Here is a 22,542-nt window from a genome sequence, read left to right on the forward strand (position 1 = left end):
CCATGAAAAAAGTATTATTTATTCTCGTTGCAGGCATGCTTCTTCCCTTTTTCAGCCATGCCCAGGTTCATAAGCTCATGTCGGCTTATGAAGGAAAAGACGGTGTAACCATTACTCACCTGGATAAAAATTTGTACGGCCTGTATAAAAAGAAAAATCTCTCGCCGGCAGCAGAAAAGTTATTAAAAGATTTGAACGAAGTCAACATTCTTTCGTTTGATCTGGTACGCAATACAACATGGACAGCCGACGGTATTACCGGCAAATTTACCGACGAACTGAAAAAGAAGGGGTATACTCTGGTAAAAAGTGCCACCACCAACGACAGCAAACAATTTATTTATTCCAAGAATGCGGAAGATAAATTATCGGATCTGGTTGTCATCAATCAGGAAACGAAAAACAATCTGGAAATCATTGAACTACGGGGTAATATCCAGGCAGAAAATATCGCTTTGCTTTCCCGGGCTTTAAATATCAAAGGGCTTAACTCCTTGTCGGCCCTGAATCCGAACAATGAAAAATACACATCTTATCTGCAATCGTTCAATTACAACACGATGTCCTCTGAAGAGGTTAAAAAGCAGGCGGAAGAAATGAGAAAGCAAGCAGAAATCATGAGAAAAAAGGCAGAAGAAATGCGACGGAATTTCAATATGGGAACAAATTTCAACTTCAGCTTTTCGGGGGATGATTCGACTTTTTTTAACAATTTCAGGCTTGGAACTATGGATTCTATTTTCAATACCATAGGTTCGGGATTCAGCACAATGGGCAGCTTTTTCGACCAATTGGGCAGTAATATCGGAGATTTCGGAAATACGATCAGTACAATGGGCAGTTCCATACAGATTACAGAAGATAACGGTAAAACCAAAATCAAAATCAACACGAAAAATCTGGATATCATTTATATTGTCGACGGCATCAAATTTGAAGGAGAAGAGATCACCATGCCCGAACAAATCAAATACGTGAATCTGGTCAACGATAAAAAAGACAGCCGCAAATCTTACCTTATCGTCACATCCGACAGCAGATTAGGTGATTTCATTTCACTAAAAGACAATACACTACGTTTCAAATACGATAATCAGGATTTCAAATACAATCTTGCCAAATCCGACAAGCCTTTGCTATGGCTCAACGGAGCGGCAGCAGCGGATTTTTCCGGTGTCGATATCGCCAATATCCGCCAAATCCGCCCCATTACCCAAGCAGAAAAAGAAACCGGATACTATAAAAGTGCCGAAGTGTTTATTACGACAAAATAAAAAAAGGGAAACGAGTTTACCCCGTTTCGGACAACACCTTCGACATCGTATAAAACAGCAGGTTTAAAATTGTAGATTTACGATTTCAGATTAAATAAATCCGACGATGAATTCCATTATTAAGCAATTTTAAATCTGCCAGATTCACTTACTCAAAAGTCCTAAAAATGAAAAAACTCCTCTCAACAGCCATAATTATCTGCACGGTATTTGCCGCTACAGCACAAGATTATCGTTCTGTGGATTCCCTATTGTGTGAGATATACCGGAAAGACCAGCGTGTCAGAGCCAATTTCGAAACCGTATTCACAGGCAAGCTTCCACAGGACAGTGTACTTAAATTCGTACAGACAATGCACAATACCGATCAAGAAAATCAAGCCGTGATCTATAAACTTCTGGATGAACAAGGATGGCCCGACAACCTGTCACCATTAGCCAATCAAGCTATCTTTTTAGTTGTCGATCATGGAAATATTACAGATCAACAAAAGTATTTTCCCCTGATCGAGCAACAGGTAAAGAAAGGCAATCTGGACAAAAGTTCGTGTATGACATTATACGACCGCATCTTAATGCACACAGGAAAAAAACAAATTTACGGCACTCAAACGGTCAGTTACACAGATAAACAGACCGGAGATCAGGTGTTCTATCTGTGGCCGGTAGAAAATCCTTCCCGGCTAGACTCGTTACGGAAGGCGATAAACCTACCCCCGATCGAACAGTACCTGGAAGTGTTCAAGCAACGAGGCATGCATGTCATCTGGGACAAAGAACTGACAATCGACGAAATCCAGAAAAAAAAGACAGGCTTATAAGTACATGCATACAAATCCGGTTTTAATCGCCGGATTTTCTTTTACGATTCCCGGCAAACAGTTTCCAGACACAAACAGAACCGGATAAACATACAAATTTGCCCGGGTATACAAAGTAAACCCGGGCAAAATCCAAGCCCCTTCAGGACTCTATAAATATTCAGCCTAAATATTCTTTTCCAAAATTATTTTTTTTGTTCATCCTTCTTTTTTGTAGTAATAATAATTACACCGTTTTTTCCTTTCTCTCCATATATTTTTATAGCCGATTCATCCTTCAGTACTGTGATTGTCTGAATATTATTCGGATCGGCTATTTTGGATATATCTTTTACGGATTCCGGCTGAATAACATCATCTATCACATAAAGCGGCTGGCTTCCGGCAGACATCATTTTCAGGATTGGCTCTCCCCTATCAGACCTAACTGTAAAACTACCCGTCACGATGATCTCATCGACTTTTCCGCTTAAAGAGAAATTAACCGGAATCATAAAATCATAAGGAACGGCTTTCCCTCTTTGCCGGGCAGGAGTCCAAGCGGGCATCATTTTCACTACCCGTAATGCTTCCTTGTCCAATAACGGATCAACGCCTGTCACTACCTGGGGGTCAATAATTTTCCCTTGCTCATTCACTCTGAAACCGACCATCACTTCTCCGGTGATACCTTTTTGCTGGGCCTCCTGCGGGTATTTTACATTTTCGAGCAGAAAAGCTTTAAGGGCTACATCTCCGCCCGGAAATTGAGGTGTACTTTCCACAACCTCCATCACTTCATCTTTTATCTTTGTCTTTTTCTTTGCAGTATAAGCAACAACTTCCACCCGGTCCAGGACTTTAGCTTCCGGTTGCAATTCAATGACCAGATCGGCCTCTTTACCGTCATCCACAAAATTGTCGGCCTTGACTTCTATAGTTCTTCTCCCGACATAACTCACAACGATTGTCTCTCCCTTATTCAATTCCAAAGTAAAATTACCTTTCTTGTCAGTAGTCGTTCCGTAGCTGGTTCCCTTTACCAAAACAATAGCACCTGTTACCGGAGTCTTACTTTCATTTAAAACTGTGCCTTTCACCTGAATTTTCTTATCTGTTTGCGGTTGCCGGGCGATCACTTCCCGGGCAACTGCCTTTTCCGGAAGCAAACGTGCTAAAGCCTGTACATTACTGGACATAACCAACAGTCCGGTGACAGGCACCAACAGAGCATATTTTAAAAGTCCCGCCCGCGATGTTTTTCTTTTATTCATCATGATAATCCGTTTTTTTAACTGTGAAACATTGAAATTATTTACGATTTGTGCTGCAGCCGATTGATGCGATAAACGCAGTAAATGATATTGATAATTTTTCCGGTTATATCCCGCCTCCATGACATCCTGATCCGCCAGAAATTCCAGATTCTGGCGAATCTCATGCCTTAACAACCACACCGCCGGATTAAACCAAAAAACAATGCATACAAACTCACTCAACAGCATATCCAGGGAATGTTTTTGGGCGACATGTGCTTTTTCATGAGCCAGAATTTCCTGCATTTCCCGAAGCGTATAATCGTCCGGATGCATAAAAATCCAATGGCAAAAAGAAAAAGGAGCAATTCCGCTACCGGGAGAAACAACGGTTGTTCCCAGACAATCCAAACGTTTCCCCAATCGGATAAAACGCCAGATATACCATAATTGCACCAACATCCGTACGCATAAAAACAAGGCCCCTGCCAGATATATTCCCCACAATATCCGTTCCCACGTCAGTACAACAGCCTGCTCCTGCGGTAATACGGAAAAAGCGATGTGCTGAATATCCATTGCATAACGAACCAGCACAACCTGCTGTTCTTCTTTTATCCAACTTGCAATATCGATAAGAGGGTAAACAAAGGATAATCCCAGGACCGTTAACAAACAAGCCCGTTTTATCCCAAGAAAAGTGTCTTTCCCGAAGACCAAACGGCAAAATAACCAAAATACCAACAATGCGATATTCACTTTCAAAATATAGACATACAAATTATCCATAATGCCTTCTTCATTTTAAATTCCGGACCTTAACCAACATTCCCGATTGTAGATTTCAGATTAAATAAATCCGCCATCGGATCCTTTTGCCAAGCAATCTAAAATTTACAATTTCTATGAATGTCATTTCAGATCGTTCCAAACCGATCTTTTTACACTCCTGTCCCGGTCCGGGATATCCTATTCCTTCTCTATTAAATCTATAATCTCTTTCAGCTCTTCAGTTGAAATCTTTTGTTTCTTCGCAAAAAATGCAACCAGCTCCTTATATGAATTGGCAAAATAGTTGCGCACGACTCCCGACATAAATTTCGTCTTATATTCATTTTCTTCGATCAAAGGCCGATAGGCATAAGTATTGCCGTAACGCTTACTTTCCACATATCCTTTCTTTTCCAAATTCTTCACGATGGAAGCCACTGTCGTATAGGGCGGACGCGGTTCTTCCATCTGCATCAGGAAATCCTTAATTACTCCTTCTTTTACTTGCCAGATAATCAGCATAAGTTCTTCTTCCTGAAATGTCAATTTTTCCATCATCCTGATTTTTATTTACGATTATATCGCAAATCTACGAATATTTCGTAATAAAACAACTGTTAAGCGGAAAATTTTTATTTTTCTCAAAAAATACCCTGAAAAAAATTGCCTGAAAATTCCGGTTCAGGAATTCCCAGGCAATACCGATATTAAGATCAGTGAAAATTATTCAACGACAGTAATCCAACCGAATTTATCCGGTTCGTCTCCGTATTGGATGGCACGCAAACGGTGGTACAATTTTGTACTCCATTCTCCGGCTACATCCGGTTTTCCGAAACGGATGCTCTTATTGTTTTCCAGATCATCGATCTGGCTGATCGGACTGATGACAGCAGCGGTTCCACATGCTCCTGCTTCTTCAAAAGTTTCCAACTCTTCTACCGGAATATGACGGCGTTCTACTTTCAATCCCATATCTTCGGCCAACACCATCAGGCTGGCATTGGTAATGGAAGGTAAAATCGTATGGGAATACGGAGTAATATACAAACCGTTCTTTATACCGAAGAAGTTAGCCGGACCACATTCGTCGATGTATTTCTTTTCTTTCGAATCGAGGAATATAGCCGTTGAATAGCCTTTTTCATGGGCCACAACACCTGAGCGCATTCCGGCTGCGTAATTTCCTCCTACTTTGATATGCCCCGTTCCGTTGGGAGCTGCACGGTCGTATTTCCGTTCCAACATCACTTTCGTCGGTTTGAAACCTTCTTTAAAATAGGGTCCTACCGGAGCAACAAACACCACAAACATATATTCTTTAGCCGGAGCAACCCCCATTTGCGGGCCTACACCGATCAAAAGCGGACGAATGTACAGGCTGGCACCTGATTCATAAGGCGGAACAAACTCTTCATTTGCCTTGATTGCTTTGACTACTGCTTCTGTAAACAATTCGACAGAAGGAGCCTGCATCATCACATAATCTGCAGAATTCTGCATCCGTTTTGCATTCTCTTCACAACGGAACAAACGGATTTTACCGTCTTTGCCTCGGAAAGCTTTCATACCTTCAAAAGCTTCCTGTCCATAGTGGAGACAAGTTGAAGCCATGTGTATACTCAACATCTCCGAATCGCTTATTTCCGGAGCGCTCCATTTGCCGTCTTTATAATAACAGCGTACATTATAATCTGTCTTAGAATAACCGAAAGACAAATCTTTCCAATTCATGTTTTTCATTGTTGTAATATTTAAATTCTAACCAGTAAAACCAATATTAATTGTAAATTGTAAATTTTAGATTGTAAATTTTAAATTGTCTGAACAAAGGGGTTCGTCGTCGGATTTATGAATCCCAAATCGTCAATCTAAAATTTACAATTTATCTATGTATTATTAAAATAATCGGCTTGCCTTTTTATTTTACCAATGTCATTTCATCGATCAGGTTTTTCGCACCGGCATATTTATCGATTACGAAAAGCACATAGCGCATATCTACATTGATACACCGTTGCAGGTTTTCCTCAAAATCGATATCTCCGGACATCGCTTCCGAGTTACCGTCGAAAGCCGCTCCGATCAGTTCGCCGTTCGCATTGATTACGGGTGAACCCGAATTACCTCCGGTAATATCATTGTCTGTAATAAAACAGGTCACGACATTGCCTTCACCGTACTGACCGAAATCTTTTGCCTTATAAAGTTCCTTCAATCTGTCCGGTACTTCGAATTCGCCTCCTTTCGGGCCTTCCTTTTCCATCACGCCGGTCAGGGTCGTATAATAGTCATAGAACACGGCATCCCGCGGTTTGTAACTTTTTACCTTTCCATAAGTCAGACGAAGCGTTGAATTTGCATTCGGAGCCATAACTTTGTCCGGTTCCATCTGCATCAGCCCCCTCACAAACAAACGGTTGTTTTTAGCGATGCTTTCCTTCATATCGTTCATGTAGGCCGAAAGTTTGATCCACATTCCGATGTAAGAGGTGCCGGCCTGATAAGCCAAATCTTTTTTCAATTTTTTACAATTCGGCTTATCGATAAATGCATCCAAAGCTTTCTCATTCATAAATACGGAGGTGTGAAGCATGTCCCGGGCAAATTCTTCATAATTTCCTTTGTATTTCTTATTGATCATTTCGATAATCTCCGGTTTCAGATCGGGGTCCACATTTTCATCGTACATTTTAAACAATGCAGCAAATAAGCGGGCATCCAGTTCGGCATTATAATCCTTAAAAAACTCCTGTGCACTTTCTTTCAGGGATTTCCGGATTTCTGCTTTTTCTTCCGCAGTAGTTTCCTTATCACACAATTTCTCAAGTTGTCCGGCAAAAGCATAAGCTGTCTTATGGGCTTCCGGTCCTCCCAGTGCTTCAAATAAATAAGTCTGAGCCTCGGCATAACTCCGGATATCCTTAAAGTTTTTCTCCAACTCGGGCAATACATTACCGTATTGAGCCTTACGGGCAGGATCGGCATTTACCCAAGCAGTAAATTCCGCCTCTATCTCCTTTTTATTTCCCATCGTATTCAATTGCTCCAGCGCTTTGTTCTGTTCGTAAGAATATTTCCAGTAATTGGCACTGCTGGCATGTTTTGAAGCATACTGGATACGCGTTTTCGGACTCTTATCCATCTCTTCTTTCATGATGCGTAAAGCTTCCGTACGCACTTTATAACGAATGGCATTGGTGGCATCTATCGTATTTTGCAAGCTATAGCTGGTAGCAAAGCGGTCTGTCGATCCCGGGAAACCCATAATCATTGCAAAATCACCATCCTGAACGCCTTTCAGGGATATCGGCAAATGGTGTTTCGGTTTCAAAGGAACATTATCTTTCGAATATTCCGCGGGACGACCGTCCGGACCGGTATAGATACGGAACATGGAAAAATCACAGGTGTGGCGCGGCCACATCCAGTTATCGGTATCTCCGCCGAATTTACCCATGCTCTGGGGAGGAGCACCCACTAAACGAACGTCTTTGTAAATGGTATACAAAAAGAGGAAAAACTGATTTCCTTCAAACATAGAAATTACCTGACCGCTCAAATCGGTACTGTCGGTAGCTTCTTTCACGATCACTTTGTAGATGCTATCGAGGGCAACGTCTCTTTCCATTGCGCTCATATTGTCGTTTAATACGGCATTTACCCGGTCGGTTACGTCTTCCATTCTTTCCAGGATAGAAGCGGTTATACCTGGATTGGTCAATTCGTCTTCCATTTTATAAGCCCAGAAACCATCGGATAAATAGTCGTGTTCTACCGATGAATGTGCCTGAATCGCACCAAAACCGCAATGATGGTTGGTAATCATCAGACCCTGGTCCGATACGATTTCTCCGGAACAAAAATGACGGAACGGCCGGCCGATATTTCCCAATCCGACGATTGCATCTTTAATCCCAGGCTTGTTTACAGAATAAATATCTTCGGCGCTTAATTTAAAGCCCATTTGCTGCATTTTTTCAATGTTCTGCTGTTTTAACAACGACAACAACCACATCCCCTCATCAGCCCGAACCATTGAAACCGTAAGCAACGTCAAAATAACAATCAGTAATCTTTTCATATTTCTCTTTTTTCCTGTTTTTTAATATTAATTTGTAACTTTAGCACTTATATAACTGCAAATATATAATTAAATCGTTTGAAAAAGAATTATTCCTAACGTTTTTCAAGAGATAATAAACGAAGAATAATTACAGTAGCATAAAGTTACAAATCTATAAAATCAATCGGAGAACTTTACTTATTTAAATTCCGGAAACTGAAAATTATCTTATTTTTGTATCCGATAAATGCATTCCGGCGTAGCTCAAATAAGCCTGACTTTGCATTCAGAAAACAAAATGACAGCAGAAAAACAAAACATCAGGGAAATCACGACGGAGGAGATTGCTCAATTCCTGACTTCAAAAGGAGAAAAAGCCTTCCGCGCCAAACAAATCCGGCAATGGATCTGGCAGAAAGGAGTACATAGTTTCGATGAAATGACCAATTTGCCTAAAAGCACACGGGAGTTGCTTGCCGGGCAATATATATTCGATTCTCTTACGGCCGACCGCATTCAATCGGCAACAGACGGTACGACCAAAACAGCCTGGCGCCTGCATGACGGGAATTATGTGGAAAGCGTACTGATTCCCGGCAACGACCGCTATACGGTTTGTGTATCCTCTCAGGCAGGCTGCCAATTAGGATGCAGTTTTTGTGCGACAGGTACTTTAGGCTTCAAGCGGAATCTTACTCCGGGAGAAATATTCGATCAGGTCGTTGCTGCCCGGGAAGAAGCAGAGAAACGGGAATCGCAGTTATCGAATATCGTCTTTATGGGCATGGGCGAACCTTTGATGAATTACGACAATGTACTCCGGGCTATCGACCGGATTACAGCGGAAGACGGCCTGGCCATGTCGCCTTCCCGCATTACCGTTTCCACAGCCGGTATTCCGGACAAAATCCGGCAACTGGCAGACGATGACGTACGTTTTAATCTGGCCGTTTCCTTACATTCCGCCCGTGAAGAGATCCGGAGTAAGCTTATGCCGGTAAACCGGGCTCACTCCCTGGCAGAACTGGCAGAAAGCCTGAAATATTTTACAGGCAAAACAGGCATCCGCCCCACATTCGAATATCTGTTACTGGCAGGAATAAACGATTCATTGGAGGATGCAAAGGTTTTAGCAGCTTATTGCCGTCAATTTCCCGTAAAAATCAACATTATCGAATACAATGCCGTAGAAAACTCCCCGTTTCGCCACAGCCCTGAGAAACAACGGGACATTTTTATCCGTTTTCTCGAATCCTGTAATATGATCGTCAATATCCGACGCAGCAAAGGAAAAGACATCGATGCCGCCTGCGGACAGTTAGCCAATAAAGCCAATAAAAAGAAATGATTATGTATATCTTATCCGCAATACTCCTGTTGCTGAATGTTTTTATCATCGCATTACTCTTGCGTAAAAAGAACGATCATGCGACAGCCGAATTGTCTTCTTTGCGGGAAGACATCGGCCGGCTGGAAAAAATCATACGGGAAGAGTGCCGCTATTTATTGGAAAACCATTCCAAAACAGCCCGCGAGAACCGCGAAGAGCTTGCGAAATCGTTAGGAGCTTTCCGAACGGAAAATGCTGAAAGCTTAAAGCATATTGCCGAACAAAATTTTCAATCACTGGAAACTGTCCGGCGGACTCTTGATTCATCTTTCCAGGAATTCCGGAAAATATTTACTGAAAACATACAAAGTTTCAATGAGCTCCAACGGGAAAAATTTGGAGAGTTGAGTAAAAAACAAAGCGAACTGCTGCAATCCACGGAAAAACGCCTGGATGAAATGCGGTCGACTGTAGACGAAAAACTTCAGAAAACACTGAACGAACGTATCGGCCAATCGTTTGAAATGGTAAGCAAGCAACTCGAACATGTACAGAAAGGCTTGGGCGAGATGCAATCGCTGGCCCAGGATGTCGGGGGGCTGAAAAAAGTACTGGGAAATGTCAAAATGCGCGGTTGTATCGGGGAAGTCCAGTTGGAAATGTTGCTGGAGCAGATTCTGGCACCGGAACAATACGAAGCCAATGTAAAAACCAGAAAGGGATCGGATACGCTTGTCGAATTTGCCATTAAGTTGCCGGGTAAAGACGATAGCGGTAATTGTGTGTACCTTCCCATCGACGCCAAATTTCCCAAAGATGCATACGAGCAGCTTCAAAATGCTTACGATTCAGGAGATACGTCAGAACTGGACGCGGCTTCCCGAAACATCGAGCAAACCATAAAAGCGATGGCGAAGGACATCCATGACAAATACCTGGACCCGCCTTATACAACAGATTTCGGAATCATGTTTTTACCGTTCGAGTCTATTTACGGCGAAGTGGTCCGCCGGGCCAGCCTGTTAGAGCAGCTTCAACGCGATTATAAAGTGATTGTGACCGGTCCGACCACCCTGGCTGCCATTCTCAACAGTCTGCAAATGGGATTCCGTACGTTGGCCATCCAAAAACGGAGCAGTGAAGTCTGGAAGGTGTTGGGTGCCGTTAAAACCGAATTCGAAAAGTTCGGAGGCATGCTCGAAAAAGCCCAGAAAAATATACAAACGGCCAATAACCAGATCGAAGAAGTGATGGGCAAACGGACACGGGCTATACAACGGCATTTGCGCAATGTAGAAGCACTTCCGCAAAGCGAAAGCGAATTGCTGATACCCATCGGACAAGAGGACCTTCCGGAAGAAGAAAACTGATTCCGGACACAGGTTCTAATATAGGAAATAGCCTGCTACTCCCGCCAATATAATCAATAGTATGGGATCGACTTTTTTCAGGGAAGCCAGAAAAACTATGCCAAAAATCAACCAGCTTTTATAATCCTCAAAATTACGCCCGTTCATCAGCAACAGGGCTGCCGCAGCAATCAGGCCGATCACTGTCGGTTTTAATGCTCCCAATATAGCTGCTACATAAGCATTATCCCGGAACATAAAGAAGAAACGGCATACCAGTGTCATCAATATGATCGAAGGCAGGCTTACCGCAAGGGTACATACGGCAGACCCCCATACACTTCCCGTAGCCGTATAACCGATATAAGTGGCCGTATTAAAAGCGATAGGTCCCGGTGTTGTCTGCGAAATAGCCACTATATCCGTAAAGTCGGAAACACTGATCCAGTGGTGAACTTCAACGACCTCGTGCTGGATCAAAGAAATCATGGCATAACCACCTCCGAAACCGAAAAGCCCGATTTTGAAAAAGGCCCAGAACAAGCTCAGATACAAACTCCATTCATCCATTACTTTCTCTTTTTCAATTGCAACATATACCAGCCGATACCGCCGGCTATCGCCACCATAACGATATATACCGGGGATATTCCGGCCAGCCAGATCAGCAAAGCCGCGGCAACCGGAATCCACAAGGTTCTCCAGGTAATACCCGCTTTTTTACCCATATTCCACAACGGGGCAGCAATCAATGCCACAACAGCCGGGCGGATTCCCTTGAATACCCGCTCCACTCCGGGGTTGTCCTTGAATTCGGTAAATACCAGAGCGATGAGCAAAATAACAATAAAAGAAGGGAGAATAATCCCCAAGCCTGAAATCAGACTTCCCTTTATTCCCCGCATTTTATTACCGACAAAAACAGCCGTATTCAGAGAAATAGGTCCGGGTACCGATTGGGCTATCGCCAGCATATCGATAAATTCATCTTCTTCCAGCCATTTTTTCCGGTCGACCACTTCCCGCTGGATCAGCGGAATCATGGCATACCCTCCACCGAAAGTGAATGCCCCGATCTTGAAAAAAGCCCAAAATAAACGGAAATACAAATTCATAATCGTTCAATTACGAATTGACAAATAAAACCTGCCCCTTATTGTACGTTACCGAGGCCGGCGATGATTCATCCGAATCCGACACAAAGGTATATTTTAATTGTAGATTTACGATTTTAAATTTTAGATTAAATAAATCCGGCAACGAATCCCTTTGTCAAGCAATTTAAAATTTACAATTTATATGTACAATGATTTATGATTTTCGATTCCTCTTTTTTGCAGAGAGAGATTATGAATATAATCTATAATACTTTAACAACCGGATTGTGGGTTCAATCTAAAATCGTAAATTTACGATCTGCAATTAAATGTGTCTTGCGGCCAAATTTCTAAATTATGAAAAAGCGTCTGATCATCTTATCCGCCAGTGTGGTACTAATCGCAGTTCTCGTATGGTTTGCCATTTTCCGCGATGCACGCCGCTATTCCATCAATATGGCTATTCCTGCCAATGCATTGTTTATTGTCCGGACTCCGTCTTTCAATAATGTTTATAATAAATTAAAACCCAATACCATCTGGCAATCCCTGAAAGACTATCCCTATTTTCAGGAATACCACCGCAACATCGAGCTTGCCGACTCCCTGGCCGGCGTATACCCCACTTTACGCTCGCTGGTCACGGATCGTCCGTTCGCCCTTTCCTGCCACCGTCTCCCAAGCGGAAAATACGATTTTCTCTACGTATGCGATCTGCAAAAGCTGAATGTTATCAAAACGTTCGAAGACTTTCTTCCGGCGCTGATAAAGGACTACGGTTTAAGAATCAGTAAACAACCCAATCGTATCAACCGTTTACTATATGAGAACTACATATTTTATTATACTTTTCAGGATAATTTGCTTATCGGATCACTTTCCGAGGAATTGGTAAAAGAATCGGTGAAAACCTGTGAAGACCGCAAAAAGCAGAAAACAGAAAACTATAAAAACGACATCACCCTTTATCTTAACCACCGGGAATTAGGACATTGGCTGGGAAGCGATATTTCCGCACTGACGGATAAAAACGAAACAGCTTTTCTCGACAGCACTTTTTTATCTGTAAATCTGAAAAACGAAGAGATCGTTTTTACAGGATGCAGTTTACCGGACACCGCATATTCTCCTATTTTAAACGCGATAAAGAGCATCGGAAGAGGTACCTCTCATATCAAGGAAATCGCCGGGGACAATACAGCCTCTTATCTTTCCTTTTGCTACAGTTCTTTTGCCGATTTAAAAAAAGCACTGACCGACAATTATCGTACCCAAAATCCCGGTCAATGGAACACGTATGATGCTTCCCTGCAAAAACTCAACAAATTTTTAAAAATCGACGTACTCGATATTTTCACCTCCTGGATCGGCAATGAAATTGCCTTAATCAAACCGGAGTGTGCCGGCGAACAACCGATGCAAACCGTTATTCTGGCCATTCACAGTAAAGACATCGACTACGCCCAAGACCAGCTGAATTACCTTTCCGAACAGATCCGGCTCCGCACTCCGGTTAAATTCAGAAACATCAATTATAACGGATACACCATCAATTACCTTAGCCTGAAAGGATTCTTCCGCTTATTCGCCGGAGGACTGTTCGACAGGCTGGAAAAACCTTATTATACCATAATCGGAGATTATGTTTTATTCAGTAATTCCCCCGCAGCCCTGACGACGACAATAAAAAAATACATTCTCGGACAAACTTTAGCTAACAGTGAGAAATACAATGTCTTAAATACACAATTGGATAACGATTCCAATATCCAGTTGTACGTCAATATGCCGAATCTCTATCGCTATCTCTATTTATCCATACCCGAAAAATCGCGCAAAGAACTAAATTCCAACCGAAACGCAGCTTTAAGCTTTGAACAATTCGGTATGGAACTGACTCAAGGCGAAGGATTGTTTAAAACCCGTATCGTTGCCCGTTATAATCTCAACGCTCCCGAAGATTACGAAATCAAAGAGATCAATGAAAATTTCGAGCAATTGGCAGATGAAATTGAGTCCGGTCGTTACCTTCCGGCCATTCCCGACAGTATTCTCATCAGCACCCTTACGGATTACACCTGGGAGTCGGAAAAATTCATTATGAAAGGACGCCTGAAAGACGGTGCTCCGGAAGGTTTCTGGAACATTTACAACCGCAACAACCGACTTGCAGGCCAGGTTCCGTTTGACAACGGGAAAGCCAACGGGTTAGCCCGCTTGTTTTACGACAACGACAAACTTAAAGCCGAGATCGAATACGACCGCGGGAATATCAAAATCTACCGGGAATATTTTCCGGACGGCATTTTACGCACGGAACTGGAGTACCGGCGGGGCAAACGTCATGGGACAGCCCATTTCTATTATACAACGGGCCACCTCCTTTGTGAAGGCAAATATAAGAAAGGACTCCGCAGCGGCACCTGGCACTACTATAAAGTGACCGGAGAAAACGACAAAAAAGTCAAATTCTGATTAAAGTTGTCTCAACTGTCCGATAATCGTATCCTTCAAAATAGTAAAACGGGCGAGATTTTCCGGTTTTACCGGACTCTTGGGCTGTGATTTAATGGTCAACGGATTGATCGGTTTCCCATTCTCATACACCCGGAAATCCAGATGCGGTCCGGTTGCCAATCCTGTACTACCGACATAACCGATAACTTCTTTTTGAGCCACTTTCGAACCGACTTTGATTCCTTTTTCAAAACGGGACAAATGCATATAACATGTCACATACGTTCCATTGTGTTTGATTTTCAAATAGTTTCCTCCTCCTTTAGCCTGATAGCCTTTGGCTATCACCGTTCCCGCACCGATTGCATACACCGGAGTGCCCACCGGAGCGGCATAATCGACCCCATGATGAGCCCGGTAGATTTTCAACACCGGATGATAGCGGCTATTGGAGAAACGGGAAGATATCCGGAAAAAATCAAGCGGAGCCTTGAGGAATGCCCCTTCCAGACTTTTACCGTGCTCATTGAAAAAGAGCACTTCCCCATCCTGCAAAAAAGGGATCGCATAATACGCACTGTCGGCATGAACGAATACCGCACCCACAATACTGAAATTAGACAACTCTTGTCCTTCCACACTCTCCTGCTTGTAAAGCACCCGGAATTCATCTTCTTTTTGCAGGCCGAAAAAATCGATTGTCCAGCCGAATATCCGGGATAGCTCGACGGCCAATAAGGGGTCTGCATTACAACTCACCATGGCATTCCACAAAGACGATTCGACTTTTCCTTTAACAGATTTGGGAACCCATTCTACGGGATATTTCCCGATGGTAACTTTACCATTTTCCCGTAAATCGAAAACGACATAGGAACGGGGATCGGCCTCATACACAAAATAAACCGGTTCGGGAATACTGTCTTTTGTCGAAAAGAAAGCATACGACTGACCGCCACGGATTTTTCTGACATCGAACACGCCCTTCGAGTTTTGAGCAAGCTGATGCACCTGACGGCCCGTCAATCCATGTGTCTCCAAAATAACCGATAAACTCTGATTGCGTTTTACAACGCCGTAATCCACCTCATAATCATTCAACGGAATACCATATTTATAGACGATCTTCTGCACCTCCAACGAATCGACAATATCGACCTCATCCAACGATTCGACAGGTGTCCAGCGTTTCGGCATAAAAATCACCAACAATAAAATAATCCCCAAAAGAGAAGAAAAAATAATCTGCTTTTTTTTCGTCATATTACGATTAAATTTATCTATTCAGCTATCTGTTTTGTTATCCAAAAAACGATTTTCCGACCATCGCTTGCCTCTGTTCCCCTTGGTTTTCCAGGCTACAAACCAAATGATGGCAACAACAACACATCCCAGCCCCGCATAATAAGACAGCGCATGCGGAAGTCCGAAACCTTCAGGCGCAATGCAAAGGTAGGTAGAACATACGCATGTCATAAACAATGCCGGAATGAGTGTAATCCAGTAATTTTTTCCGGATACGACCAAAAAAACCGTTATGGCCCATAATGTAAACACGGAAAGTGTCTGATTGGACCAAGCAAAATACCGCCAGATCATATCGAAGCCCGCGGCATCCTCCATGCTATACAATAACAGGGCAATCGCTGCCAAAAACATGGGAATACAAATATACAAACGCCGGCGGATACTTTTCTGTTCCATATGCATAAAATCCGCCACAATCAAACGGGCGGAACGAAAAGCCGTATCTCCCGAGGTTATCGGTGCTGCAATCACGCCTAAAATCGCCAGAACGCCGCCTATGGTCCCCAGCCAGTTTTTCGTAATCGCATCAACAATGACGGAGGCATTATTTTCCCCCATACCGTTTTCATGATAAAAATAGGTTGCTGCTGCCGCCCAGATCAAAGCCACAATACCTTCTGTAATCATCGCACCGTAAAACACCGGCCGGCCATACGTCTCATTTTTCAGACAACGGGCCATCATCGGCGATTGGGTAGCATGAAAGCCCGAAATCGCACCACAGGCTATACTCACGAACATAATCGGAAATACCGGCAAAGCCGCAGCGTTGGGATGTGTATTCTGGACGCCGTCCCACAATTCGGGCAAAGCCGGATGATAGACATACAACATGACCAAAATACCGACGGCCATAAACAACAAAGCTATGGCAAAAACCGGATAAATCTTACCGATAATCTTATCTATCGGCAGAAGTGTAGCCAAAATATAATAAAGGAATACAACAATGATCCAGAATGTCGTGTCCAAAGAATCGGGTGTCAGTTTCGCCAAAAGTCCGGCCGGCCCGGCCACAAAAACAGCTCCTACCAGTATCATCAACACCACCGTAAACACCCGCATCACCTGCTTTGTCGTCATTCCCAGGTAACGTCCGATTATCTCGGGCAAACTCTCTCCTCCGTGACGCATAGACAACATCCCTGAAAAATAATCATGCACGGCTCCAGCTAAAACACTGCCCAGAACGATCCACAAATAGGACGCCGTCCCGAATTTCGCTCCCATAATCGCACCGAAAATAGGTCCCAAACCAGCAATATTCAAGAACTGAATCATAAAAATCTTCCAGGTCGGCAACGGGATATAATCCACTCCGTCAGCTTTGGTCACAGCCGGAGTCTGCCGCTTTGCATCAGGTCCGAATATCCGCTCTACGTATTTTCCATACACAAAATAGCCGACAATCAATATCAGCAAACAGACACTAAAAGAAACCACAACTTAATCTATTTTCAATTTAACTATTTTCTTCCTTTATTTTTCTTTTTCCCTCTTTTTTCTCTCTTTTCCCACTTTTCTTCCCGCATCTGACGTTCCTGTTTTTTCACCACCTCAGCCAAAACAAAATCCAACTGCCGGGCAACCAGATTCGCCTTTGCTACCCTTACCTTCACTTTATCTCCTAACTGATAACGCTTCCCGTGATGCCTTCCGACAATGCAATAATTTTTCTCGTCGAATTCATAATAATCGTCTTCCAGTTCGGTTATGGACACCAGACCTTCACACTTCGAATCGTCCAATTCCACATAAAATCCCCATTGGGTAACTCCTGAAATCGTCCCGATAAAATCCTGACCGATTTTATCCGACATGTATTCAACCTGCTTATACTTTATGGAAGCCCGTTCGGCATTTGCCGCCAACTGCTCCATTTCCGACGAATGTTTGCACCATTCTTCGTAACGGTCCCGGTTGGCCGAACGTCCTCCGTCCAGATAACGTTGCAGCAAACGATGCACCATTACATCCGGATAGCGGCGGATAGGCGACGTAAAATGGGTGTAATACTCAAAAGCCAGACCGTAATGTCCGATATTCATGGTCGAGTAAACCGCTTTTGCCATGGTACGTACAGCCAGAGTTTCAATCATATTCTGTTCGGGACGTCCCTTCACTTTCTGCATCAGGCCATTGATTGAAGAGGTCAACGCTTTCCGGCTTCCCAGTTTCAATCCATAACCGAAACGGCCGATAAATTTATTAAATTCTTCCAGCTTCTCATCGAAAGGCTTATCGTGAATACGATATACAAATGTCTTTTCCTTCTGATTCCCTTTTATTTTTCCGACCTTCTCCGCAACCTTTTTATTGGCCAGCAGCATAAATTCCTCGATCAGCTTATTGGCTTCTTTGGACTCTTTAAAATACACCCCTAAAGGTTTTCCTTTTTCGTCCAGATCGAATTTCACTTCAACATGATCAAAATCGAGAGCTCCGTTTTTAAACCGTTCTGCCCGTAATTTCTGTGCCAGATCATTCAACAGCAGTATTTCTTCCTTATAGTCGCCTGCATTCCCTTCGATGATTGCCTGCGCCTCTTCATAGGTATAGCGGCGATTCGATTTGATTACCGTACGTCCGAACCATTGCTCCAACACTTCGGCATTATCATTCATCTTGAAAACGGCGGAAAAACAGAGTTTTTCTTCATCCGGACGCAACGAACATACGCCATTCGACAATTTCTCCGGCAACATCGGAACCGTACGGTCGACGAGATACACAGAGGTCGCACGGTTATAAGCTTCCTTGTCCAAAGCCGTATCCGGAGCTACATAATAACTGACATCAGCAATATGCACCCCGATTTCATAAAGCCCGTTCTTGATTTTTCTGACCGACAAAGCGTCGTCGAAGTCCTTTGCATCCTTCGGGTCGATCGTAAAGGTCACTGCTTTCCGGAAATCCTTACGCCGGGCAACTTCATCAGCCGGCAGTTCCATCGGAATACGTTCGGAAGCTTTGAGCACTTTTGTCGGGAAGGCCACCGGTAACTCATATTCCGCCATAATAGCATTCATTTCCGTATCGTTATCCCCCGGTTTTCCCAATACTTGTATAACCGTTCCGACAGGATTCTTCTGGGCTTCCGGCCATTCGGTAATTTCTACCACCACTTTATCCCCGTCTTTGGCTCCATGCAACTGAGCCAACGGTACAAAGACATCGTAAGGCAATTGCTTACCGCTGGGCATCAGAAAAGCATAGTTTTTCGAACGCTGAATAATACCGACAAACGTCGTCCGTTTCCGCTCCAGAATCTCCACCACTTCTCCCTCCGGACGGCTGTTACGCCTGCGGGCATATACCCATACTTTTACCTTATCTCCATTCAGCGCATGGCGTAAATTCGGAAATGCGACAAATATGTCGTCTTTGCTCTCTTCCGAAAGGATATAGGCGGCACCCTTCGCCGTGAGATCAACAATCCCGGTGACATAGGAACCTATCGCTTTACTCCTGTATTTCCCCGGTGTTTCCTCCAACAACTCTCCGGCATCGCGCATCTCCTCCAACACTTCTACGATCAACCGCTTCGTTTCCATATTCTTCACTTCCAAGTGTTTTGCCACCTGCTTGTAATTATAGCATGAGCCGGGATGTTGTTCAAACAATTCTCCCAATCTCTTCCTCAATTCGGGCTTAGCAATGATCGCTTCTCCCTTTTTCTTATTTTTCGACATATTCATAAATTTTGCCGAAAGACAAAGGCTGGAAGTCAGCAGGCTATGGCACATACGGCATTTCCTAAAGGGCCAGACTCAACAACCGATCGTACTCTCGGATTTCGATGCCCTAAATTTAATGATTAAAAAACAGAGTGTACTCAAAAAAAGAAAAAAATCCATTCTCTCCCGGAACATCTTCCTTTTTTCACCGAAGTATTCCTAAAGCCATAAAAAAACCGTCCGGAAAATTTCCAAACGGTTTTCATATAAGTCTGTTGACTTATTCAATAGTTTTGCAGTCTCTTTGTGTACAGACACTTAAAGTACTGAACTATATACTTGATTTTGAACAATTACTTATAAAAGTAACTTGTCTTATTTTATCAATCCTGCATCGAATTTTTCTTTTACCTTAACAAGCATATCCGTCGTCATATTCTGCAAGTTGTATTCAGCTTTCCATCCCCATTCTTCATGAGCACATGAATCGTCCATGCTGTTCGGCCAACTGTCGGCAATTGCCTGTTTTACGGGATCTACCTGATAATCCATTTTGAAATCCGGAATATGTTTGCGAATTTCCGCAGCGATCTGTTCCGGCTCGAAACTCATCGCAGCAATGTTAAAGCTGTTCCGGTGCTTCAATTTGGCCGGGTCAGCTTCCATCAACTCAACGACAGCCCGCAAAGCATCCGGCATATACATCATGTCCATATATGTGCCAGCCTTTACATTGCAGGTAAACGAACCCTTACGGATTGCATCATAATATATCTCTACTGCATAATCGGTTGTACCGCCACCGGGCAGCGTCACATAGGAAATCAATCCCGGGAAACGTACGCTCCGGGCATCCACACCGAAACGGTTGTAATAGTAATCGCTCAACAATTCTCCGGTCACTTTACATACCCCGTAAATCGTCGTATTGGAGCGCTGCAACGTGTCCTGCGGTGTTTTATCTTTCGGCGTATCCTTACCGAAAGCGCCGATAGAGCTCGGTGTAAATACGGCACAATTATTATCCTTTGCAATGTACAATGAATTGGTCAATGCTCCGATATTAATGTCCCATGCCAATTTCGGATTTTTTTCTCCGGTAGCCGACAATAAAGCAACCATGTTAAAAATCGTATCAATACCGTATTTCTTTACAATAGCGGTATATTTTTCTCCGTCGAGGGCATTCAATTCCTCAAACGGTCCGGCCTCAGCCAGTGCCTTACATTTTTCAGCGCTGATATCAGCAGCCACGACATTATTATTCCCATAAAGAGATCTCAAATGAGGAACCAGTTCGGATCCGATCTGTCCTCCTGCACCGACTATTAATATCTTTTTCATTGCAGAATTTAATTTTAAATTGTTCTTAATTCAACAGCACCTACCTCCGTCGAAATCGTTACAAATGTAATAATTAAAATTTTTTACAAAGCTAAAAAATGAAATATTTTTTAGCATTTAAGTAAAAATTTATCAGGTATTCTTATTCTCAGCTTCATAAAAATAATCTATCTGTAAATCAGTACGTTTATACGCAGAAACAGCCAATTGGTCGCAGCGTTCGTTCTCCGGATTATCGGCATGTCCTTTCACCCAAACAAAACGAACCTTATGTTTCCGGTAAATTAACAGGAAGCGTTTCCACAAATCGGGATTTTTCTTTCCGTTGAATGCTTTTTTTTCCCAACCGAATACCCATCCTTTTTCAACGGCATCTACCACATAACGGGAATCGGAATAAATCGTTACCTCCTCACCCTCGTTTTTCAAAGCCTCCAACCCGACGATGACAGCCAGCAATTCCATCCGGTTGTTTGTCGTCAGCCGAAACCCACCCATCAATTCTTTCCGGTAAGGTCCGGCCATCAATACCACGCCGAATCCTCCCGGCCCCGGATTTCCGCTGGCAGCACCATCCGTATATATCGTTATCTGATTTCCCATAAATTTGTCACACCACTATATAATATTGTACCCTCCGCATCAAGCGTTCAAAATTAAATTTTCTTTTAATAAGTTCCAATTCCAGGCGACAGGATAGCTGAAAGTAAAAACAGGCTATTTTCCTGTAAGAAAATAGCCCAACGAAACCGTTTGTTTACTGTTTTTTATCGTAACATCAATCTGTTTGTGGAGGGCGTCCGACATTTTCCGATTCCTCTTTCAGTTCATCCATATAATCGGCCAGGTTATCCCTAGCATCTTCGTCGTCGTTTTCCAATATCTCCCCCAAAGTATCTTCATACGCTTCGCGCAACCTCTCGTCTTCCCGGATTCTCTCGGCATCTGTCATCTCCGGCTTTACCTTTTGTGTTTTTTTCTTCGTGCTCATAGTATTCATCATTAAAACAAAGCATTATCGTAAAAATAGTACGCAGAGAAATGGAAAAAGTTAGAGCCGGACTTTCACAAGAAATAGAAAAAAAGGTTCATACACACTTAGGAAACAGTATCAAAATAATTCAGGTTCTTTGAACATTATAAGGTTTTTCTTTCCCGTATTTTTAACGGGCTTTTTCATATTCACAGTTATATCTTACATAAAACGCAACAGCATTAAATACAAATACATTTGCCAAATCAATTCAAAGCATAAATATTTGACTTCAAATAATATATCGACAAAATATCATACAGACACCCGCTTTTTACTCGTATAAGATTAAACAATACACATCAATAAGCATGTGTATATTTGTTTATTTAATTATACATTAAATCTGTTACAAAAAATTGATAAATTACCACGGAATGACTTTCATCCGCAACAAATTACACCGCTCTTTTAATCACCGGATCTAATGTATGCAAAACTGTCTCATCATGCGTCAAACATTTCAATTTTTCAATCGCTTCTATTTCATGAATTATTTTTCCCCTCAAAACTTTTTCTTTTCCTCATCCCCCTCCCACTGCATGATCCGTGAACAGTCCAAAAAGTCGGCCGATTACCGGTAATAAAGAAATGCTGAACGCTTGTTAATTTTCGAGGGCAAACAGAAATAATCCTGTCTTCAGATTCTACATGATTTATTTCAGGGGTATACATGATCCTGGAACATTTCTTATGTACAAGCAAAAAATATTTCAAAATTCAGACTTCATATTTTCCCAATAGAATAAATCAGTTTATGAATGGCGTTATATCAGATTA

Annotated in this window: 17 protein-coding genes; 5 read left to right on the plus strand and 12 right to left on the minus strand. The window is 42.7% G+C overall.

Features of this window, described 5'->3' with window-relative positions; genetic code table 11:
- The first annotated feature begins 2 nt into the window (after positions 1-2).
- Both BN8908_RS13065 and BN8908_RS13070 read left to right on the plus strand, forming a co-directional pair.
- Positions 3-1,274, plus strand: a complete 1,272-nt coding sequence (locus BN8908_RS13065; RefSeq protein ID WP_068691039.1) for a DUF4252 domain-containing protein — start codon at positions 3-5, stop codon at positions 1,272-1,274.
- A gap of 167 nt (positions 1,275-1,441) precedes the next feature.
- Positions 1,442-2,095 carry a DUF6624 domain-containing protein gene (locus BN8908_RS13070; protein WP_068691041.1) on the plus strand — a complete coding sequence of 218 codons (654 nt, stop codon included), beginning with the start codon at positions 1,442-1,444 and terminating at the stop codon, positions 2,093-2,095.
- Positions 2,096-2,280: 185 nt separating this feature from the next.
- Here the strand turns inward: BN8908_RS13070 and BN8908_RS13075 are convergent, their stop codons facing one another.
- The 4 genes from BN8908_RS13075 to BN8908_RS13090 form a co-directional block, all read right to left on the minus strand.
- Positions 2,281-4,119: a M56 family metallopeptidase gene (locus BN8908_RS13075; protein WP_068691043.1), complete on the minus strand. Its 1,839-nt coding sequence runs from the start codon at positions 4,117-4,119 to the stop codon at positions 2,281-2,283.
- Positions 4,120-4,299: 180 nt separating this feature from the next.
- A complete protein-coding gene (locus BN8908_RS13080) occupies positions 4,300-4,656 on the minus strand; it encodes a BlaI/MecI/CopY family transcriptional regulator (protein WP_021989272.1) in 357 nt (118 codons plus the stop codon).
- 168 nt (positions 4,657-4,824) lie between these two features.
- Positions 4,825-5,844 (minus strand): branched-chain amino acid aminotransferase, encoded by a 1,020-nt coding sequence (locus BN8908_RS13085; RefSeq protein WP_021989273.1) that lies wholly within the window; start codon positions 5,842-5,844, stop codon positions 4,825-4,827.
- Positions 5,845-6,022: 178 nt separating this feature from the next.
- Positions 6,023-8,185: a S46 family peptidase gene (locus BN8908_RS13090; RefSeq protein ID WP_021989274.1), complete on the minus strand. Its 2,163-nt coding sequence runs from the start codon at positions 8,183-8,185 to the stop codon at positions 6,023-6,025.
- A gap of 280 nt (positions 8,186-8,465) precedes the next feature.
- Here BN8908_RS13090 and rlmN point away from each other — a divergent pair, with 280 nt between their 5' ends.
- Both rlmN and BN8908_RS13100 read left to right on the plus strand, forming a co-directional pair.
- Entirely contained in the window at positions 8,466-9,515 is a 1,050-nt protein-coding gene (gene rlmN / locus BN8908_RS13095) for a dual-specificity RNA methyltransferase RlmN (protein WP_068692298.1), read from the plus strand.
- Positions 9,512-10,867: a DNA recombination protein RmuC gene (locus tag BN8908_RS13100; RefSeq protein WP_227461815.1), complete on the plus strand. Its 1,356-nt coding sequence runs from the start codon at positions 9,512-9,514 to the stop codon at positions 10,865-10,867. Before rlmN ends, BN8908_RS13100 begins: the two co-directional genes overlap by 4 nt.
- A gap of 15 nt (positions 10,868-10,882) precedes the next feature.
- Here the strand turns inward: BN8908_RS13100 and BN8908_RS13105 are convergent, their stop codons facing one another.
- On the minus strand, positions 10,883-11,416 hold the full coding sequence (locus BN8908_RS13105) for a chromate transporter (RefSeq protein WP_021989277.1): 534 nt from the start codon (positions 11,414-11,416) through the stop codon (positions 10,883-10,885).
- The gene (locus BN8908_RS13110) at positions 11,416-11,961 is read right to left on the minus strand and encodes a chromate transporter (protein ID WP_021989278.1); all 546 of its coding nucleotides are present in this window, start codon (positions 11,959-11,961) and stop codon (positions 11,416-11,418) included. The genes BN8908_RS13105 and BN8908_RS13110 overlap by 1 nt, the downstream gene beginning before the upstream one ends.
- 339 nt (positions 11,962-12,300) lie before the next feature.
- Between BN8908_RS13110 and BN8908_RS13115 the strand changes: the two genes are divergently transcribed.
- Complete coding sequence (locus tag BN8908_RS13115) at positions 12,301-14,418, plus strand: DUF3352 domain-containing protein (RefSeq protein ID WP_068691046.1); 2,118 nt, start codon at positions 12,301-12,303, stop codon at positions 14,416-14,418.
- On the opposite strand, the gene BN8908_RS13120 is transcribed toward BN8908_RS13115, so the two are convergent.
- The 6 genes from BN8908_RS13120 to BN8908_RS13145 all read right to left on the minus strand — a co-directional run bounded on the left by BN8908_RS13120 (position 14,419) and on the right by BN8908_RS13145 (position 21,720).
- Positions 14,419-15,663 carry a M23 family metallopeptidase gene (locus tag BN8908_RS13120; protein WP_021989280.1) on the minus strand — a complete coding sequence of 415 codons (1,245 nt, stop codon included), beginning with the start codon at positions 15,661-15,663 and terminating at the stop codon, positions 14,419-14,421. It abuts the gene before it with no gap.
- Between the two features lie 21 nt (positions 15,664-15,684).
- Positions 15,685-17,151 (minus strand): carbon starvation CstA family protein, encoded by a 1,467-nt coding sequence (locus tag BN8908_RS13125; RefSeq protein WP_068691048.1) that lies wholly within the window; start codon positions 17,149-17,151, stop codon positions 15,685-15,687.
- A 23-nt stretch (positions 17,152-17,174) separates the two neighbouring features.
- A complete protein-coding gene (gene rnr / locus BN8908_RS13130) occupies positions 17,175-19,400 on the minus strand; it encodes a ribonuclease R (protein WP_068692300.1) in 2,226 nt (741 codons plus the stop codon).
- Between the two features lie 360 nt (positions 19,401-19,760).
- Positions 19,761-20,729 carry an NAD-dependent epimerase/dehydratase family protein gene (locus BN8908_RS13135; RefSeq protein ID WP_021989283.1) on the minus strand — a complete coding sequence of 323 codons (969 nt, stop codon included), beginning with the start codon at positions 20,727-20,729 and terminating at the stop codon, positions 19,761-19,763.
- A 132-nt stretch (positions 20,730-20,861) separates the two neighbouring features.
- Entirely contained in the window at positions 20,862-21,332 is a 471-nt protein-coding gene (rnhA, locus tag BN8908_RS13140) for a ribonuclease HI (RefSeq protein ID WP_021989284.1), read from the minus strand.
- A gap of 175 nt (positions 21,333-21,507) precedes the next feature.
- Complete coding sequence (locus tag BN8908_RS13145) at positions 21,508-21,720, minus strand: hypothetical protein (RefSeq protein WP_068691050.1); 213 nt, start codon at positions 21,718-21,720, stop codon at positions 21,508-21,510.
- Positions 21,721-22,542 lie beyond the last annotated feature (822 nt).

This window comes from Culturomica massiliensis (assembly GCF_900091655.1).
GTDB classification, from domain to species: Bacteria; Bacteroidota; Bacteroidia; order Bacteroidales; family Marinifilaceae; genus Culturomica; species Culturomica massiliensis.

Coding starts and splice junctions, on each gene's coding strand:
- BN8908_RS13070 (WP_068691041.1), top strand. CDS start 1,442: ATGAAAAAACTCCTCTCAACAGCCATAATTATCTGCACGGTATTTGCC.
- BN8908_RS13100 (WP_227461815.1), top strand. CDS start 9,512: ATGATTATGTATATCTTATCCGCAATACTCCTGTTGCTGAATGTTTTT.
- rnhA (WP_021989284.1), bottom strand. CDS start 21,332: ATGGGAAATCAGATAACGATATATACGGATGGTGCTGCCAGCGGAAAT.
- BN8908_RS13115 (WP_068691046.1), top strand. CDS start 12,301: ATGAAAAAGCGTCTGATCATCTTATCCGCCAGTGTGGTACTAATCGCA.
- BN8908_RS13135 (WP_021989283.1), bottom strand. CDS start 20,729: ATGAAAAAGATATTAATAGTCGGTGCAGGAGGACAGATCGGATCCGAA.
- rnr (WP_068692300.1), bottom strand. CDS start 19,400: ATGTCGAAAAATAAGAAAAAGGGAGAAGCGATCATTGCTAAGCCCGAA.
- BN8908_RS13145 (WP_068691050.1), bottom strand. CDS start 21,720: ATGAGCACGAAGAAAAAAACACAAAAGGTAAAGCCGGAGATGACAGAT.
- BN8908_RS13080 (WP_021989272.1), bottom strand. CDS start 4,656: ATGGAAAAATTGACATTTCAGGAAGAAGAACTTATGCTGATTATCTGG.
- BN8908_RS13110 (WP_021989278.1), bottom strand. CDS start 11,961: ATGAATTTGTATTTCCGTTTATTTTGGGCTTTTTTCAAGATCGGGGCA.
- BN8908_RS13105 (WP_021989277.1), bottom strand. CDS start 11,416: ATGGATGAATGGAGTTTGTATCTGAGCTTGTTCTGGGCCTTTTTCAAA.
- BN8908_RS13120 (WP_021989280.1), bottom strand. CDS start 15,663: ATGACGAAAAAAAAGCAGATTATTTTTTCTTCTCTTTTGGGGATTATT.
- BN8908_RS13065 (WP_068691039.1), top strand. CDS start 3: ATGAAAAAAGTATTATTTATTCTCGTTGCAGGCATGCTTCTTCCCTTT.
- BN8908_RS13075 (WP_068691043.1), bottom strand. CDS start 4,119: ATGGATAATTTGTATGTCTATATTTTGAAAGTGAATATCGCATTGTTG.
- BN8908_RS13085 (WP_021989273.1), bottom strand. CDS start 5,844: ATGAAAAACATGAATTGGAAAGATTTGTCTTTCGGTTATTCTAAGACA.
- rlmN (WP_068692298.1), top strand. CDS start 8,466: ATGACAGCAGAAAAACAAAACATCAGGGAAATCACGACGGAGGAGATT.
- BN8908_RS13090 (WP_021989274.1), bottom strand. CDS start 8,185: ATGAAAAGATTACTGATTGTTATTTTGACGTTGCTTACGGTTTCAATG.